General features: G+C 42.0%; 14 protein-coding genes and 1 pseudogene. 12 read left to right on the forward strand and 3 right to left on the reverse strand.

Annotation, left to right across the window (positions count from 1 at the left end; all coding sequences use genetic code 11):
* Positions 1-181: 181 nt before the first annotated feature.
* The 3 genes from L1D31_RS12700 (at position 182) to L1D31_RS12710 (ending at position 4,678) form a co-directional block, all read left to right on the forward strand.
* On the forward strand, positions 182-2,533 hold the full coding sequence (locus tag L1D31_RS12700) for a S8 family serine peptidase (RefSeq protein ID WP_239837481.1): 2,352 nt from the start codon (positions 182-184) through the stop codon (positions 2,531-2,533).
* 9 nt (positions 2,534-2,542) lie between these two features.
* Positions 2,543-2,887, forward strand: a complete 345-nt coding sequence (locus L1D31_RS12705; RefSeq protein ID WP_239837482.1) for an ATPase — start codon at positions 2,543-2,545, stop codon at positions 2,885-2,887.
* A gap of 381 nt (positions 2,888-3,268) precedes the next feature.
* Positions 3,269-4,678 carry an aspartate kinase gene (locus L1D31_RS12710; RefSeq protein ID WP_239837483.1) on the forward strand — a complete coding sequence of 470 codons (1,410 nt, stop codon included), beginning with the start codon at positions 3,269-3,271 and terminating at the stop codon, positions 4,676-4,678.
* Between the two features lie 21 nt (positions 4,679-4,699).
* Here the strand turns inward: L1D31_RS12710 and L1D31_RS12715 are convergent, their stop codons facing one another.
* Positions 4,700-6,421, reverse strand: a complete 1,722-nt coding sequence (locus L1D31_RS12715; RefSeq protein WP_239837484.1) for a diguanylate cyclase — start codon at positions 6,419-6,421, stop codon at positions 4,700-4,702.
* Positions 6,422-6,710: 289 nt separating this feature from the next.
* On the opposite strand from L1D31_RS12715, the gene L1D31_RS12720 reads away from it, so the two are divergent.
* On the forward strand, positions 6,711-7,814 hold the full coding sequence (locus tag L1D31_RS12720; protein ID WP_239837485.1) for a GGDEF domain-containing protein: 1,104 nt from the start codon (positions 6,711-6,713) through the stop codon (positions 7,812-7,814).
* 331 nt (positions 7,815-8,145) lie between these two features.
* Here L1D31_RS12720 and L1D31_RS12725 read toward each other — a convergent pair whose 3' ends face one another.
* Complete coding sequence (locus L1D31_RS12725) at positions 8,146-9,012, reverse strand: universal stress protein (protein WP_239837486.1); 867 nt, start codon at positions 9,010-9,012, stop codon at positions 8,146-8,148.
* A gap of 96 nt (positions 9,013-9,108) precedes the next feature.
* On the opposite strand from L1D31_RS12725, the gene L1D31_RS12730 reads away from it, so the two are divergent.
* The 4 genes from L1D31_RS12730 to L1D31_RS12745 all read left to right on the forward strand — a co-directional run bounded on the left by L1D31_RS12730 (position 9,109) and on the right by L1D31_RS12745 (position 12,999).
* Positions 9,109-10,452 carry a magnesium transporter gene (locus L1D31_RS12730; RefSeq protein ID WP_239837487.1) on the forward strand — a complete coding sequence of 448 codons (1,344 nt, stop codon included), beginning with the start codon at positions 9,109-9,111 and terminating at the stop codon, positions 10,450-10,452.
* A 149-nt stretch (positions 10,453-10,601) separates the two neighbouring features.
* The gene (locus L1D31_RS12735) at positions 10,602-11,039 is read left to right on the forward strand and encodes an ATP-dependent zinc protease (protein ID WP_239837488.1); all 438 of its coding nucleotides are present in this window, start codon (positions 10,602-10,604) and stop codon (positions 11,037-11,039) included.
* A gap of 6 nt (positions 11,040-11,045) precedes the next feature.
* A complete protein-coding gene (rimK, locus tag L1D31_RS12740) occupies positions 11,046-11,951 on the forward strand; it encodes a 30S ribosomal protein S6--L-glutamate ligase (RefSeq protein WP_239837489.1) in 906 nt (301 codons plus the stop codon).
* A 37-nt stretch (positions 11,952-11,988) separates the two neighbouring features.
* The gene (locus L1D31_RS12745; RefSeq protein ID WP_239837644.1) at positions 11,989-12,999 is read left to right on the forward strand and encodes a succinylglutamate desuccinylase/aspartoacylase family protein; all 1,011 of its coding nucleotides are present in this window, start codon (positions 11,989-11,991) and stop codon (positions 12,997-12,999) included.
* 281 nt (positions 13,000-13,280) lie between these two features.
* Here the strand turns inward: L1D31_RS12745 and L1D31_RS12750 are convergent, their stop codons facing one another.
* On the reverse strand, positions 13,281-14,309 hold the full coding sequence (locus L1D31_RS12750) for a hypothetical protein (RefSeq protein WP_239837490.1): 1,029 nt from the start codon (positions 14,307-14,309) through the stop codon (positions 13,281-13,283).
* 653 nt (positions 14,310-14,962) lie between these two features.
* Between L1D31_RS12750 and L1D31_RS12755 the strand changes: the two genes are divergently transcribed.
* From L1D31_RS12755 to L1D31_RS12770, 4 genes and pseudogenes are all read left to right on the forward strand, one after another.
* Complete coding sequence (locus L1D31_RS12755; protein ID WP_172854557.1) at positions 14,963-15,616, forward strand: inovirus Gp2 family protein; 654 nt, start codon at positions 14,963-14,965, stop codon at positions 15,614-15,616.
* Between the two features lie 355 nt (positions 15,617-15,971).
* Positions 15,972-16,169, forward strand: coding sequence for an AlpA family transcriptional regulator (locus L1D31_RS12760; RefSeq protein WP_038156507.1), 198 nt, complete (start codon positions 15,972-15,974; stop codon positions 16,167-16,169).
* 80 nt (positions 16,170-16,249) lie between these two features.
* A pseudogene (locus L1D31_RS12765) lies at positions 16,250-16,691 on the forward strand (RNase H family protein).
* A gap of 365 nt (positions 16,692-17,056) precedes the next feature.
* Positions 17,057-17,515, forward strand: a complete 459-nt coding sequence (locus L1D31_RS12770) for a hypothetical protein (protein ID WP_239837491.1) — start codon at positions 17,057-17,059, stop codon at positions 17,513-17,515.
* Positions 17,516-17,529 lie beyond the last annotated feature (14 nt).

The following is a 17,529-nucleotide window of genomic DNA, read 5'->3' on the forward strand; positions in this document are numbered from 1 at the left end:
AAGTATGTTTACCAATACTGTTGTTTAATTGATTTGTTGCCTGTTTATGAAGGTTTTGTTTTATAAAATGTTGGATGTTTTATAAGCGTGATTTATAGCTAGGGCTCTCTTGAGTAGTTATAAAAGATGACTGTTCATGGAGATAAAGTGAATAAAAATAGCTCAAAAAGGATCAGAGCAAATGCACAACATGATAAATAAAACCAAAGGAATATTCGTCCTATCGTCAATTACCGTGGCTATGGCTGGTGCTACGTCTGCGTTCGCAGCGTTGCCAACTGGCTTTAACGAGGCTGATTTGCCGACTAAATATATAGTCAAGTTTAAAGAAGAGTCACCTGCACCTTTCTCAATGGCGAGCTCAGCAGTGGCACCATCGAAAGCGCGTGAAGCGGTATTAGATGAAGTGAAAGCGCGCAAAGTTGAAAAATTGGGTAACCAAGCACTTTACAGTGTGGAAGTAGACGACAGTGAGTTGTCGGCACTACGTGAAAACAGCCAAGTTGAATATGTCGAGGTGGATCCTCCACGTTACTTATTAAGTGAAACCACCCCTTGGGGCTTCAATGCGGTGAATGCCCAATTATTAAGTGACTCCAATGCGGGCAACCGTACAGTGTGTATTATTGATTCAGGTTACGACATCAGTCATAACGACCTGAGCGGCAACCGTGTACAAGGTACTAACGACAGTGGTACGGGATCATGGAGTTCTCCGGGTAACAATAATGCTCACGGTACTCACGTTGCGGGTACTATTGCAGCGATTGCTAACAACGAAGGCGTCAAAGGCGTGATGCCAAACCAGAACGTGAATTTGCATATTGTTAAAGTGTTCAATGAATCAGGGTGGGGGTATTCATCGAGTTTAGTGAAGGCGATCCAGACCTGTGCGGATAACGGTGCAGATGTAGTCAATATGAGTCTCGGTGGTAGCCAAGCGAGCCGAACTGAGCAAAATGCCCTTCAGTCGATTTATGATGATGGTGTTCTACTTATTGCAGCGGCAGGTAACTCAGGCAATACTGCACACAGCTATCCTGCCTCTTATGACGCTGTGATGTCCGTTGCAGCAGTGGACAACAAAAATCATCATGCAGCTTTCTCTCAAGCAACAGATCAGGTAGATATTGCAGCACCAGGTGTGGCGGTACTGTCAACTGTGACCGTCGGCGAGGGTGTACTGTCCGATATTACGATTAACGGAGTGAGTAACTTCGATCGTGGTGTCGTTCCACACAATCGTAAAATTCTTCAGTCAGGCGATTACATCTCAGATCCGATTGCCGGTACGTTTACCGCCCCTCTTGCTGCTTGTGATATCTCGTCAGGCAGCTATAACTGTGGCGACATGTCGGACAAGATCTGTCTGACTGAGCGTATTGATAATCAGGCAACAGGCGTTCGCCCAGAAATTAACCCAGTTAAGGCATGTTACAACGCAGGTGCCAAAGCTGCGATTGTATACAGTAATCAGGAGCTGTCAGGCTTACAGAACCCATTCGTACTGGATGACAACAACGACTATCGTATGGTTTCCGTTACAGTTGACCGCGAGTTCGGCCTAGAACTGGCGAATCAGCTTGGTCAGACCGTCACAGTCAAAACCACCAAGGGTGAAGATTACGAGTACTACAATGGTACCTCCATGGCGACACCTCATGTCACTGGTGTTGCAGGCTTAGTATGGAGTTACCACCCAACGTGTACGGCACAACAAGTACGTAAGGCACTGACCGCGACAGCAACTGACATCGACTCAGAAGGCCGTGATAACCGTACTGGCTATGGTCTAGTGAATGCGGATGCCGCGAAGGCATACTTGGATGTAGGCTGTAATGGCCCTGTTGACCTTAGTAAAGTCCTGGAGAATGGTGTCGCGAAAACGTCACTGTCTGGCGGAAGTAAATCAAGCACGATTTACACTTTCGATGTTCCTGCCGATGCCAGCCAAGCGACGTTTACTCTAAGTGGTGGCACAGGCGATGCAGACATGTATGTTCGCTTCAATGGTACACCTAGCACCGGTGTTTACGATTGCCGTTCATGGGAGCAGGGTAACGGTGAGAGTTGTTCTCTCAATGTCACTTCTGCTGGTACTTATGAAGTTCTAGTTTATGGTTATTCCGCTTACTCAGGCGCTTCACTCGTTGCTTCTCATAATGGTAATGATTCTAGTAGCCAGGCACCATCTAGCTACACAAACTCTGATGCAGTCGCCATTCCAGATAACAGCAGCGCTGGTGTAACGAGCACACTCGACGTACAGCGTTCTGGTGATGCTGATACCGTTTCTGTTGAACTTGACATCAGCCATACTTACATTGGTGATTTGCGTGTTACTTTGACATCTCCAACGGGCCATGAAGTGGTTTTGCATGACAATGCGGGTGGTTCAGCCAACAACATTGCCAACACTTATCAGGCTAACTTTAGTGGGTATGAGTCGAAAGGTACATGGAAGCTGAGTGCTGTAGACAATGCCAGTCAAGATACGGGCAGCATCAACAGCTGGACTCTATCTTTTCAGTAAGGAATGAGTATGAAGAAGCAGAGATTAAAATCATTTTCCTATGTTGGCGCTCTCAGCCTACTGGCCGCGACTTTCTCCACCAATGCAATGGCAGGAAATCCGGCGTTTCCCCCAGTGGAAAAGAGACCAGCACAGGCTGCTGAGCAACCAAGGTTCTTTGTGAAGTATCATGAAGGCAAAGAGCAGCAGGCCAGAGAGCTTCTTCGTTCTCATGATATTGTAGTGGTTGATGTTTTAGATAATCAGCAGGTGCTGGTGGTATCTGCGACTCAGGAACAAATCGATGAGCTAAACGATAATGAGCTGATTGATTATACAGAGCCAGAGCCTATCCGACGTCTTTACTCACAATAATCAATGCGCCCTACGGGGCGCTTTTTTATGCTTTACTGGCGTTGTTTACACAATAAAGTGGTTACAATTGTGTAGCTGGCTTGGCATTCTTATGAAGCGTTTGTCAGTTCACCGTTTGGTGACTGAGTTGCTGCTCTTCTTTCTCCATCGCATCCTATTACTCATCAAATTTTCATATCCTAAGAGTGATAGTCAGTGACTCTGACTTATTTTACTTTTCAACCTTGGTTTTTATTCTTTTTGTTTATAGTTCAAATTATAAAGCCCGGCTTTAAGCACGTTTTAAATAGGCTTTGTTTTGTTAATTTGTAGTTTTTGGTTATAATAAATGATTAGACCTCTAAGTATTTAGGGGTGTGATTTAGATAAAGAGAGAAAGCTATGTCCCACACGGTAGAGAAAGTGAGTGGTTCATCAATGTCTGCGTTTGATGCAGTTTTGGATAATATCATTCTGAAACCTGAGCCTAGAGCAAGATATAACCGTATTTTTGTTGTGCCTGCCTACCAAGGCATTACAGACGCCCTTCTAGAAAATCATCGTACGTTTGAGCCTGGGGTTTATCAGTATATTTTGTCTGGAGGGGAGGAATGGGAAAGTCAGTTAGATAGTGTTATTCAAAGGTTATTACTAGTGAATGAGAGTGTATTCGCTGATCCCATATTACGCAGAAAAGCGGATGAATTCATTTTGGAACGTGTATCTTGTACTCGTCAGTGGATCCGCCACTATTTATCTACTAGGAAGCCGATAGATGATGCATCTCATCAATACTATTGGCAGCCGATTCGAGAGCGGCTGGCATCAATAGGTGAGGCTCATAGTGCTTACAATACTGCCTTGAAGGCAAAGCGCCATGGTGTTCAAACTCGGTTCATCGACTTAGCTGGCCCTCCTAATGAGCCGCGTGAATCTCTTGATAGCCAAGTTTGGAATCGTTTAGAGGGGGTAGACTTAAACTGCGAACTTCCAGTTGTTACCGCTTATGCATCTTGTGAAAGGAGTGACACTTGTCATGATGATCGCCGTTACGGTGATTTAACCTTGAGTAGAATAGCGGCATTAACTGAAGCTAAACAGGCGGTGATACATCAATGTTCTCATCTGAGTTCGGGCGATCCCGATTTAATTGGTACTGAGCAGGTAAACCCGATTGGGCAATCAAGCTATCAAGTGGCCAATGAACTGTCAGCCTTGTCTCACAATCTTGTTCATCCTGATGCCATTGAAGAGCTTTCCCAAGAGAATATTGACTTGCAGGTGAAATGCACCTTTGAACCTGAACATCCGGGGACTGTTATTAGCCATGACCATTGCTCAACAGAGCAGAAAGTGGACGTTGTGACAGGGAGAGACGATGTTTGTGTGTTAAAAATAATTCTTACCGAGGGTAATTCGGATTTGGCTGATCTAAAACATCAGCTTTTCTCCTTACCCAATGTTAACCTTCTGCACCATGATGAGCGGAGAGAAACACTCTGTTATTACTTTGATTGCTCGGTGTCTAATTTTGGTAAGATATTGACTCAAGCCAAAAAGTGCTTACCTAACGCTGAATTAACCGTTCAACGAGTGGCTTTACTGTCCGTTTTGGGGGCGAAAATATTAGGTGAGCAGACTTTACGCCTAGGCTGCCAAGCACTAGAGATGCAAGGGATATTACCTGATAATATTCATTACTCTGAAGGGGATAATAGCGTAAAGTTTGCGGTGGCCAGTGTTCAGTTCAGAGCGGCTCTATGTGCTTTGCATGATGTATTTTTAAATACTACCGCAGATCGCAATCACTAATTTTTAGCTTAAGCCCCAGTATTAGATATCCTGTATTGTTGAAATCGTATTACGTCCTTGGTCCTTTGAAAGATAAAGAGTCGCGTCTACGGCTTCTAAAAATGTTTGAGGTGATGTGTTTCTTTCAGGGACGATGGCTCCCAGTCCAATACTTAATGTGACATGTGAAGAAATAGGAGAGTCTGGGTGTAATATTTTTCCTTTGGCCATTGCTTCTTGAATTCGGTGTGCCACAGAGAGCGCATCATCGAGAGGGGTGTTAGGCAGTAAGACGACGAACTCTTCTCCCCCATACCGAGCGACCATGTCGCCGTTTCGATGAACGGCTTGATCAATGAGATTCGCGACCTGTTTGAGGCAAGCATCACCAGCACTATGACCTAAGCTATCGTTGTACTTTTTGAAAAAATCGATATCGATCATGATCAAGCCAAGGGAAGTACTGTCTCGATGGCACCTTTTCCACTCTTCTTCGAGTAAATCATCAAACGCTCTTCGATTACTAATACCTGTTAAAGCATCTTTTAGCGACAGTAATTCTAAATCCCTGTTGAGTCGAGCTAGGCTTTCATTGGCTTGGAAGAGTTCTAAGGTTTTTTCACTGACTCTTTGTTCCAGCACTTGATTAGCATCAATGAGTTTGTCTGCCATTTGGTTAAAAGCTTGAGCAAGCATTCCAAGTTCATCTTTCGTAAAGTACTGAATTCTTTGGGATAAATCACCATTGGCAATCATGGATGCCACGTAAGTTAAATCAATGATGGGTTTAGTGATCGTTCGAGAGAGGATGAGCACAACAATGCCCCCTACGAGTGCAGTTGCCAGAGAAGAGATGATCAGAAACTGCCTTTGTTCACTGATTATCCCAAGCGCATCGGCATGATCTATTTTGTACACAAGTCCTAGGTTCAGCTCTTTGAATGCATAAGCGACGGCAAGTACATCATGACCTTTGTGATCTATGTAGGTGGTTATATCATCATCTTTCTGCCTAACTAGGGTGAAAGGGTCAACCCACGAGCTCTGTTCATATCCTAAAGTCAGAGCCTCTGGATAAATAGGGGTAATACTACCCGTATTTGGGTCTTGGTAAACCAGTGTTGTTTCTTCTGAGCTGCCAAGCCCAAACTGGGTATCAGTGACCACAGAAAAATCACTTAAATTCATTTCGAGTATGACATAACCAATAAGGTGCCCATCAAGCTGCAATCTCTGTGAAATAAACAAAGTCGTCACATCGGTTTCTTTGTTCAGATCAAATAAGATGGCGTATCGTTTGTCTTTGGCGGGAAGCAACTGCCGTTTGATTTCTCCGTTGGCGTTAATGTTAGCAGAGGAAGTGACTACTTGAGCATCTGCGTTGGTCACTATGATGTTCTGAATATTTTTGACCGATGCTTTGGCATCCGTGATGATTGTATATATTTTATGGACATGTGCTGTGCTCTCCTCACTCGTTTCAGATTGCTTAAATTTACTTAGTGCGATTCTCAGTTGTGTCCTTGAGCTTACTAATGCAATGCGATCTTGGTATTTTTTGATAATTTGAAAAACCGCATTCCTTTTATTATTCGCAACGGTCTTAAGGTGGTTAACGACAACCATTTCAATCGATTCTTGGCTTTTATAGTGATAAACCGATCCGGTAATGATCAAAGAAAGCATAATAATACTTAGTAAAATAACGGTGATTTTTTGCCTGATGCCAATACCAGTGGGCTTATACGTTTTATTGATAGGCATAGTGTCATTCTCAAGCTTCTACTGCATATCAATTAAGCTTAGAAGTTGTGTTTGCTATTAACAAATTAATCAATACCTGTTAGTTTATGAATTTAATGGAATAAGTAACTTGGTGCGTATTTGAGTGAGTCGTACTCTCAAGAAAGTTTTATGCTTCTTTGGTCGTTCTCCTAATGTCTTCCGTATACCTACCTTTTTGTAAATGAGAAATGATCGATACTTGTGAGGAAAAAATGTGAAATCGAGTTCATAATTGAAGAGGCTAGGTGAAACATTTAAGGGAAGAACGATGAGAATAACGGACAAATCGCTAGTTGAGCAGCAAAAGATATCTGAAACAGAGCTCAGTCAAAGGCTTCAGCTTTTTCGACTTACTTCGGATGATCTCAATGAGATTAGAACAATAAAAAACATGATTGGCAGAGAGTTGGATAAAATTGTGAACCAATTTTATGAGCATCAAACGCACACGCCTGATGTACAAAACTTGATTGGTGATTCTGGTACCTTACAGCGCCTGATGTCAGCGTTGAGACAGTATATTACAGACCTTTTTAACAAAGAGATCGACTTAGACTATGTTGAACATCGTTTGCGCATTGGGCTCGTGCATAAGCGAATTGGTGTCGATCCTAAACTGTATCTATCCGCCGTTAATTATTTGAAAGTCACGCTTGCAGAAACCATTAAAAAGAACATTAATGATCAAAGCTACGCTGATGAGCTGAGTGACATCCTAGAGCGATTGATAGAGTTTGACGTATCTTATGTTTTCGATACTTACATTCGAAGCATGATGAATGAAATCGAAATTGAAAAGAACAAATCCAATATGTACGTCAATGATCTAGAGTCATTGGTTCAAGAAAGAACCAAAAGCCTTAAAAAAATGACTCGCCTAGACCCGCTAACCAACTTGTACAATAAAAGAGCATTTGATGAGTTTTCAAGCAGGTTGTTTTCGGATGCACAACAGAGGGATGAGCCGATTTCGCTGCTCTATATTGATGTTGATGATTTCAAAGAGTTTAATGATGAGCATGGCCATGAAGATGGTGACAGTGTGTTAGTTGCACTATCTGATAGTATGCGAGGGGTATCAAGGAGCGTTGATTTGTGTTTTCGTATGGGGGGAGATGAATTTGTTGTTGTCATGCCTAACTGTACTAAAGATGATGCAAACCTGAATTATATTCCTAGGTTAATGGAAAACTTGCACACCATACGTAACGATATCTCTTTAAGTATTGGGGTCGCACAATCTGGTCCCAAGCATTATATTTCAAACACTGATACACTTATTCGTGCAGATAAGGACATGTATTTAAAGAAAAAAAGGCATACTGAAGAGTCGGATAAACAGCCACTGAAGTGTGTGGTCGCTAAAAAATGAGGCCTGTCTGATTTTTGGTGAAATATAAGTTGGTTTTGACCACTGGCGAGTGAGTATCGCACCCGCCAAGAAAAATTTATGGCTTTCACTTGGTATAACGATAGGCTAAATTGGCCTGTTCATTGTACTCTCCTATATCGTTTTTTTGCTTAATGAGTCGCGACAAAAAAATAGCTGGGACTCATATTTACAATCTTACAGAAAGGAGGAAGTAAGAAAGTAAATCTAGTACCAGCAAATTCGTGTGTCTTACATTTATTTTTTGTTACTTACTTCAACACTAGGTGAGTATTTTTATTAAATCAAGTTCATATCTTATGTGTAAGAGCACTCAGTCATGTCTATTTTTATTGACTAAAAGCAGATCGCAAGGAAGACTTTCCAGTAATGCATCGGTTGTGCTGCCGGACAAAAAGCGAGATGTCGCGCTACGTTGGCAGGCGCCCATAATGAGTATATTGGCCTTCATTTGAGAGATCGCCTTGGGAAGTGCTTCCTCCGGGTTACCATCAGGCATATGTATGGGAAGGGACTGTAAGTACTTCTTCCCAATGAATTCTTCCAACCCTTTCTTTTGATTCGCTAAAATTTGAGCTTTATACCTCATTAAATATGGTGCCACGTAACAACAGTAAATAAGTGATACTCTCGCGCCATAGTGCTCTGACAACCAATTCCCTCTTGCCGTCACCGTCATATCTATTTCGCACTCTTGATCTTCTCGATGGAGAGGGTCAATGGCGCACAAGGTTTTTATGTTGCTTGCCCAGTATTGATGGCCGAGCAAGAGTATATCGCACGAGATTTTTGACATTTCTGGTAAGAGCTTGCGAACATTCATGGTGGCATCGACGATGAGTAAATCAGTACGATGACGAATGAAAGACACTAATAAGTTTATCCAGTTGTTGCCTTCTATAGGCTCAAATTCAATCTCTGGTACCGTAATGTCTTCATCAGCGCAGTATTCGGCAATTTTGTCTTTAGTGGCGGTAATCCAAAGCTGTATTTCCTTGATTCTCTGTTCGATTTGCTCAGGATCACTGCGTAAAAAGTCTGAGAATAAATGATCGTCCCCTCTACGGTGATCTTGAATCAGCACAGTGATTTTTTGATTTTTAGCAAGCACTAGTAATTTCGCTAGCACTTTTTTTGACGGAATTTTGCGTTGATGTGTCAAGAAGTAAGTTGAGCCCATATCACACCCTTTTGATAGCGTCATTTCAAAGACGACTGGACAATTTTCAGAAATTCTATGAAGTTACTACTACAACTAGTATAGGTGTTAAGACAAATGGACAATGTGAAAGAAATGGAAACTCCTGAAAATAGAACAGCAAGGTTGTCTGAGTTTCTTAAAACGATAGAAACAAATGAGGACTTGAGTTACCTAGAGAGCTTACAAGAAGATGAGATTGCCAGTATTTTAGAATCTGTGAGCAATGCTTTGAGGAAAAAAATCATTGCTCATATTCCTGTTGAAAAATACTGGGGAACATTGCACCTCGTACAATATGAGACCGCAAAACACATTCACCAATCCCTTTCACCTGAGCAACTTCAATTTTGTCTTACTCAGGCGAAGGAAGCAGATGTACTCACGTTTGATGAGCTGCTTCCCCGAGAATTTGTTGATGATTTCCTCTTAGAGCAGAGTGAAGACACAGCCAGTTATTTGCAGCAGGCGCTTTCATTTTCGGATAATTTAGTAGGACGCTACACCACACCTCAATTTCTTGTGGCTAATGCGCGAAATAGCGTAAAAGCTCTAAAGGAAGAAATGGTTAAGAAGTTTGAGACCCCGATTCGGCTGATAATTGTAAGAGACTCGAAAGGCATTCTAGGTGCGATTAGCCCCGACAGTTTACTGGTTCAAGAAGGGCATATTTTGTTAGGGGCTCTGGTTTCCCCAACACCATTATTGGATAGCCATCAGGATATTAATGAGGTCAGTCAACAGCTCGCTATTGATGGTACGCTCCAGTGGTTTCCTGTTTTAACGAATGGAAAAGTCACGGGAGTCCTCTCCATGTATAACTTGGTGAGCGCGCTAAGGGAACTGAACTTAAAGGCGGTAGTGGCAGACAATGTGAAAAGTGAAGAAGACTTGTTTACCCCCTTGAAAGTTGCTGCAAGATTAAGGGCGCTTTGGTTGGTCATCAACTTGTTAACGGCCTTTCTTGCTTCTGCCATCATTGGGCTGTTTGATAACGTTATTGAGCAAGTCGTCGCTTTAGCGATATTGATGCCTGTTGTTGCAAGCATGGGGGGGATTGCAGGAAGTCAGACATTAGCGGTTGCCCTAAGGGGTATCGCCCTAAATCACCTACACCAAAGTAACTTGAAGCTACTGCTGAATAAAGAGTGTCGCATCGCCGCTATAAATGGTGTCGCTCTTGGGGTACTGATTGCCGTTGTGGTTTATTTTGTTTTCTCAAGTATCGCTTTAGCTATCATTATTTTTTGTGCCATTGTCGTCAATAGTTTAGCGGCTGCAGGCTCGGCAACACTGATCCCATTTCTACTCAAAAAGCTAAACATAGACCCAGCAGTAGCCGGTTCCGTTATTCTAACAACCGTTACCGATGTTGTAGGTTTTTTAGTTTTCTTAGGCTTAGGCTCACTTTTACTGATTTAAGAAAATGATATTCGCTACTTGTCTGACAGCAGAGCTGCTATCGGTGAGTGTCGTCACTATAGATTGAAAGTAAAGAAGATGGATTCCATCAGTAAACTATACTTAATCGAGTGTGTTTAAGCGGGTTAATTACTGGTAAGGAGTATGGTTTGTTGGATGGGAACAAGGTGGTTGTGGGCTGGAGAGAATGGGTTAGCCTGCCACAGTTAGGTATAGAAAGAATCAAAGCCAAAGTCGATACAGGGGCTCGTACATCTTGCCTCCATACGTTTTCCATTGAGGAATTCAGGAAAAGTCATCAAGCTTGGGTGCGTTTCTGGGTTCATCCCCATCAAGCTGATGAACAGACAGTGGTGCAGTGTGAATCGCCAGTCGTTGACCAGCGCTTAGTCCGAGACTCTGGTGGGCACCAAACGCAGCGTTATGTTATTGAAACATTACTGGTTGCAGGCGAGCTTTCATTCCCTATTGAAATGACACTGACCCCTAGGGATGACATGAAATTTAGGATGCTTCTAGGAAGAACTTCCTTAGCTACCAACATACTTGTGGATCCTGCCAGCTCTTTTTTGCTTTCTAAGGAGTAGTGCATTGTGAAAATAGGAATTTTATCTAGGAATAAGAACCTTTATTCAACGAAGAGGTTAATCGAAGCATGTAGAGAACGAGGCCATGACCCTAAAGTGATTGATGCACTTAGGTGTTACATGAACATAAATTCTCATTCTCCATCTATCCACCTCAAAGGAGAAGAGCTAGCCGGTTTGGATGCGATTATTCCTCGCATTGGTTCATCTGTTACCTTTTATGGCTGTGCGGTTCTACGGCAATTCGAAATGATGGGAGTATTTCCCGTTAATGAGTCCGTCGCGATAACTAGATCAAGGGATAAATTACGTTCGTTGCAATTACTCTCTCGGAAGAATATAGGTATGCCTATTACAGGTTTTGCCAGTAAACCAAGCGATATTAAAGATCTAATAAAAATGGTTGGAGGGGCGCCACTTGTCATCAAGCTCTTAGAGGGGACACAAGGGATTGGTGTTGTGCTCGCGGAAACTCAAAAAGCGGCAGAAAGTGTTATTGAGGCTTTTATGGGGCTTAAAGCCAATATCATGGTACAAGAGTACATAAAAGAGTCCGGAGGAGCAGATATCCGCTGCTTTGTGATTGGTGACAAAGTGATCGCTGCGATGAAACGTCAAGCCCAACCCGGAGAGTTTAGATCGAATTTACATCGGGGAGGCAATGCATCCCTCATTAAAATCACGCCCGCAGAGAGAAAAACGGCTGTTGATGCAGCTAAAGTTATGGGGCTCAATGTTGCTGGTGTCGACCTTTTACGTTCTGAGCGTGGTCCTCTGGTCATGGAAGTGAACTCTTCTCCTGGTTTGGAAGGTATAGAAACCGCTACGGGGAAAGATGTTGCGGGGATGATCATTCAGTACATTGAGAAAAATGCCAGCCCACATAGGACAAAAACTCGTGGCAAAGGTTAGTAAAAATCAGCCATTTCATTGCGGCGATGCTGTAGTTATGCCCGGCGAAACTCAAACTATCGACTTCGAAGTGGCACGTTTATATACACATTCCACTCTCTCTGTTACGGTTGAAATTGTCAATGGTCGCCTTGCAGGCCCTACGCTCTTGGTTAGTGCGGCGATTCATGGTGATGAACTCAATGGTGTTGAAATTGTCAGACAGCTGATTGCTAAGACCGACCCTAAGAAATTGAAAGGTACGCTAGTCGCGGTGCCAGTGGTCAATGTGTTTGGGTTTGTTCAAAAGTCGAGATACTTACCAGACAGAAGAGATCTAAATCGGATGTTTCCCGGCTCTCCGCGAGGCTCAATTGCGGGAAGGATTGCTCACTATTTCTTTAACGATATCGTAAAAAAATCTACTCACATCATCGATTTACATACCGCTGCTATCCATAGAACAAATTTACCTCAGATAAGAGTCAACATGAATCATGCTGTGTCTGCAGAAATGGCGATGGCATTCGGTACGCCGGTTGTCATAGATGCCTCACTTCGTGATGGTTCTTTACGTGCAGAGGCAGAAAAGGCAGGTATTTCTGTCATTACTTATGAAGCGGGTGAGGCGCTGAGGTTTGAACCTTTTGCGATAACAGCGGGGATTCGGGGGGTACAGAGAGTTATGCGGCACCTTTCTATGTTACCCCATGGGAAGTTATCTCACGCGCGCTCCCCGGTCGTTGCAAGAGCTACACGCTGGGTGAGAGCTGAATTTGATGGAATCTTACGTTCTCATGTCGCACTTGGGCAAAAAGTGGACAAAGGGCAGGTGTTAGCCATTATTAGTGATCCGCTTGGAAATGATGAAGTGGCCGTGAAAGCCGCTCAAGGAGGGATAATCATTGGTCAACAAACCTTACCTCTCGTCAATCAAGGAGATGCAATTTATCACCTTGCTTACTTTGAGGAGTCAGATGAGCTTGTTGAGGAAAAAGTGGAAAATTACCTAGGGGATGTGCTTGATGACCTTGGCAATGAAATTAAGTACGGTATTGGAAAAATGTGAATACTAGTGTGCCTTGCACATAGCTAGGTTGACGATGGCTTTTGATTTATATCTTGCACTCTGTTTTTGGGGATCGATTAGGCTTCGCATTGATATCGTCGCGGGATAATAAAAAAGGCGCTAGCTCTCTGAGCTAGCGCCTTTCCAAACGTTTGGTGGGCTGGCGTAAGTTGATCTTGTAGTTTAGTTGTTTGATTATTAATAATAAATTATGGTTTGATTTTTATTTCGGTTCCTACTTTGGTTCCTAAGAAATCTGGTAATAGGAAAAATGATAGGCTTTACTTACAAGCTGAATCAATTAACTTGAATAGCGTTTTCTGAATCTTGACCTTACCCTTAGACCCACCAGCTAGTTTAACTAGTTTATCTAGGCGTTCTTGATCCAGCTCAATCGTACAAACAGCTAGAGAATTTTTCTTTCTGGAAAAACTATCTCTAATATATTTGGTTATTTTTTCGAAGTCTTCTTTTTCATTAGTCACATAGAGGATATCAATGATATTTCGAATGCTTGACTTTTTCTTCTCTAGATCCTCAGTTGGGCTAAGAGGTATGTATTCATATTTTTTGGTCAATATCGCATATAACCAATCGACCATCCTTTCATCTTTCTCTTTCAGTATATCCCAGTTTATTGTAGATAGTTCTCTAACCATTCTGTCATAAACTGTTTCAATAGAATCAACTATCTCAGTAAAACCTCGTTCCCCGATAAAATCACGATGAGTACTATAATTCTCGAGGCACTCCATTAACTCCCCCCTAAAACTGTCACTTTTGTTAGGACAAATTTTGAGTATGCTATTTATGGCTTCAAAGTCCGTATCTATGTTTCTGGTGAGCTGAAAATACTTACTTTTACGAATGTTCCTAATACGGTTTAGAGAACCTGAAGAGCTATCTCTAGAGCCTTCTTTATGCGGCCCATCTTCATCAGTATCTCCTTTGGTATTCTCACAAGTAGATAGGTAGATAGCAGGATAAGAAAAATAGCGTTCGTTATTCTTAACCATCATCTTAAACACAGACAAGAAAAAATAAGCGGCCCTAGTATTTTCGCTTTCTGTAACCCAAGTCAGCTTGCTTTCGACATAAGATGTCTCGGTCTTTAAATCATATAAATCTATTAATATTTGCCCAAGTTCAGCCTCAACGTCATAGTCGAGTCTTCCTTCCTTCAAGTCATCACTCGTGATGTCTAGCCTTTTAGAAACTTCTTCTGTGAAAATATTCTTGAGTTTTTTCTTATCCAGATTATGTAAATTTTCGACTGCCGTAACATCACCTTTATCTGAATTTTTATTCAAATATCTTATGTATGTCCTAAGGTTTCTCTCGGTGTCGTTAGAGTATGTTTTGAAGCTAGAGTAACTCATTTCTATCTAAATACCATTATTAAAATAGTGAAGTTAAGTTATCAAGAAACTATCGGTTTTACGACGGAAATTAGTATGTTTTGTGACTGAAATAAGTAGGGGTAGTGTCGGAATTGTGTCGGTGATATGGCAGCTGTCTTTTGTTCTATGGTGATTCTTCTCAAAAATTAACTTCGAAAGCTGGCGTTCGTGGTGAAGGTGCTAATGGAAGAATTTATCTTTGTTCGAACTTCAATCGTATAGAAAGAACCAGTACTCTTAGCAATGCTCTATGTATCACCCTGTAAAAAATAACGGTAGCCGTTATTTCATATGGGTAGTTATATCAGAAATGAAAAATTATGCAAAGTTCATTTTATGTCAGAGTTGAGTGTTTTGCCATTATCATCAGTTTTTGTGTTTTGTAAGGTACTTTTATGCTTGGTAAGCAGCAGTTCGATTGAAAGTTCTCTGGGACTTGATAGGCTCAGTCGATTCATAAATCTCTGATGTCGGTTTGTCTAGTATGTATAAGCTTTAGTAACACCATTAAAAATTACATTGTCACCAATACCTATGCGAAAACAACAAAAGAGGTATAGACAATGAACAAGAGACATAAACGAAATCGAAACCTAGGAATAACGCATAGAAGAAGCTTTAATGGATTGCGAATAATGCAATGCGACGAAGGCGTTATCGTTAACTATCTATCTAGAATGTACGAAACCATAGACAAGGCACTAGAAGACCACCCTAGGACAACAGCAGTACGAGTTGACTTAAGAATTGGTTCATATTTAGCTGGACCTAACTCACTAGTGATATCTGAGTTTATTGCATCACTGATCTCCCAAATAGAAGCTGATACCAAGCGAAAAAAGCGAAGCGGTAAGCGAGTTCATCAATGCAGGGTTCGTTATGCATGGGTAAAAGAAAAAGATACTGCGTTGAATCAACACTACCATATGGTTTTGTTTTTCAACAAAGATAGCTATGCCTTTCTTGGGAATTATCAAAGCAGCGGTAACCTTTCCCACATGATTAAAAAAGCATGGGCAACAGCCCTTGATGTAGATGTGGAAGAGTCTTCATTTTTAGTTCACTTTCCCGAAAACCCTACTTATTACTTGAAGCGAGGTTCTGAGCAGTTCGATAGGGAGTTAGAAAGGCTGTTTTACAGGATTAGCTATTTTGCGAAAGTAAGAACTAAAGAATATGGCAATAGGAAGAAGAACTTTGGGACCAGCCGAAGGTAAACGGCTTTTCATCAATAACGTATATCTGGTATCGGATTTAGATTGAAAAGAGAAGGTTGACTATCGTGTGAGTAGCTTAGGCCCCCCTGAGAAATGTATTAGAAACAAAGTATGAGTTTATGGTGAAAGTCGTCCTAAAATTGTCCGAACTCTTTGTTAATTAGGGTTTTGCTAACTCTACGGGACGGCCTTTCACTTTTATAGCAACAACCTAAGGCGAGGCGGTGAAGATATGAATAAATCTAAGTAAGTCTATTGTGTTTTAAGTACCACGCATAAAGCAGTGGTGGCGCGAAAACTTACTTTTTTACTGTGACGGCTTTTCTCATGGGTATATACAGATAGGAGATTTCCCATGAGATTTTTAAGACTAAAAGAAGTAATGGAGAAAACAGCCCTTAGCCGTTCAGCTATCTATCGCAAAATGAAGGACGAAGATTTCCCTACAACGATTAGCTTAGGTGATAGAGCTGTTGCATGGGTAGAAAGTGAAATCGAGGAATGGATGGAATTATGTCTCAGTAAGCGAGATAACCAAGAATCTTTTCAGTAATACAAACATCAAATCACACCATCTATAGGGCGCTGGCTAAGTAAAGTCATGCGCCCTTCTTCAATTAGAGAGATAAAAAAATGAGTTATTCAATTTACGTAGACGGCGCAGCACCAAAAACCAACACGGATGTACGCGAGGAGGCATTGGGCTGGTGGTCATAGATTAAGACAATGAGATTGTTCATGAAGAGAGCTTCACCATCAATCGACAAACCGACAAACCGACAAACCGACAATTCTGAGCTTAATCTACTGGCCTTAATCGAAGCCTTGGAATGCGCAGAGGATGAGGATGTTATCTATTCGGACTGTGATTACTGTGTGAAAGGTTTCAGTATCTGGATGGACGATTGGAAAGACCGAGGTTGGTGTCGTGCGGATAAGAAATCCGTCAAAAACCGCCAACTGTGGCAACAAGTGGATGAGTTGAGTTCTAGAAAGTTTTAAGGTCAAAGCGCACTCTGGTATTGAAAGGAATGAAAGAGCGGACTTGTTAGCGGTTGAAGCCGCTACTGAATAGAAAGTTCTGGGTTAAAAAGCGGAGTATTGTCATTATCACTCCGCGCACTCTTATTCTGTTTTTTTATCGATAACATATAACTCAATATCGATGAATTGCGACGAAAGACCTGAGAAGAGAATGAGTACAGTTGGAGCACTGCAAATTTAATGTGAGTCTTATCACGTTAGAAACACACCGCCCAAGAGAGTGGGCTGACGAAAGTAAAGGTGTTTAATGTGTAATCACTAATTCTTTAGTAAATGGTCAGGCTTATTGGTGGGTATTTACCGTTGATTCCCCTGATATCGCAGCAATTCCGTCAGTGGGGCGCATGCCAATGCGATGTTATATTTCCTCTCCAAATGTACTGGGAGCGCTCTATATTGAACACCTTGTCTAACTCTGCTGAACAGACTTCAAAAAAACAAGCCCGTATCGGATGGGTAAAAGAAATCCACCCTGAAAACCATCGTGTGAAAGTGGATTTTTATGGGAATGCCTACGGGCAACCCGTCTGGGCTGCTTTAGGTCGTGGTTTCACTCGTTCAGAGATTTATTTGGCAATAGACAACCAGCTTGATTGCCGTATTGAGTTCGTTGGTGAGGATTTGGATGTGCCTATTCTCACGGACATTTACCTTTCGTTAGCGGAACAACAAGAGCTCGTCATCAAAGCCAAACGTGTGGTTCTGGAAGGCAAAGAAGAAGTCACGATTAGATCTGGCGAGGTCGCAACTAAGTTCAGTGGCAATGATGGTCGCATTACGACGAAGGCTACACACATCTCAAGTCGTGCTGAAAAAGTCCACAAAATCCAAGGTTCAAAAATCACACTGAACTGACCGAGCTTAATAAG

Origin of the sequence: Vibrio sp. Isolate23 (assembly GCF_022398095.1) — a bacterium.
In the GTDB taxonomy this organism is placed as follows: domain Bacteria; phylum Pseudomonadota; class Gammaproteobacteria; order Enterobacterales; family Vibrionaceae; genus Vibrio; species Vibrio coralliilyticus_A.

Excerpts from the sequence above, each read along its gene's own strand:
- L1D31_RS12700 (WP_239837481.1), top strand. The coding sequence starts at position 182 with ATGCACAACATGATAAATAAAACCAAAGGAATATTCGTCCTATCGTCA.
- L1D31_RS12705 (WP_239837482.1), top strand. The coding sequence starts at position 2,543 with ATGAAGAAGCAGAGATTAAAATCATTTTCCTATGTTGGCGCTCTCAGC.
- L1D31_RS12710 (WP_239837483.1), top strand. The coding sequence starts at position 3,269 with ATGTCCCACACGGTAGAGAAAGTGAGTGGTTCATCAATGTCTGCGTTT.
- L1D31_RS12715 (WP_239837484.1), bottom strand. The coding sequence starts at position 6,421 with ATGCCTATCAATAAAACGTATAAGCCCACTGGTATTGGCATCAGGCAA.
- L1D31_RS12720 (WP_239837485.1), top strand. The coding sequence starts at position 6,711 with ATGAGAATAACGGACAAATCGCTAGTTGAGCAGCAAAAGATATCTGAA.
- L1D31_RS12725 (WP_239837486.1), bottom strand. The coding sequence starts at position 9,012 with ATGGGCTCAACTTACTTCTTGACACATCAACGCAAAATTCCGTCAAAA.
- L1D31_RS12730 (WP_239837487.1), top strand. The coding sequence starts at position 9,109 with ATGGACAATGTGAAAGAAATGGAAACTCCTGAAAATAGAACAGCAAGG.
- L1D31_RS12745 (WP_239837644.1), top strand. The coding sequence starts at position 11,989 with ATGCCCGGCGAAACTCAAACTATCGACTTCGAAGTGGCACGTTTATAT.
- L1D31_RS12755 (WP_172854557.1), top strand. The coding sequence starts at position 14,963 with ATGAACAAGAGACATAAACGAAATCGAAACCTAGGAATAACGCATAGA.
- L1D31_RS12760 (WP_038156507.1), top strand. The coding sequence starts at position 15,972 with ATGAGATTTTTAAGACTAAAAGAAGTAATGGAGAAAACAGCCCTTAGC.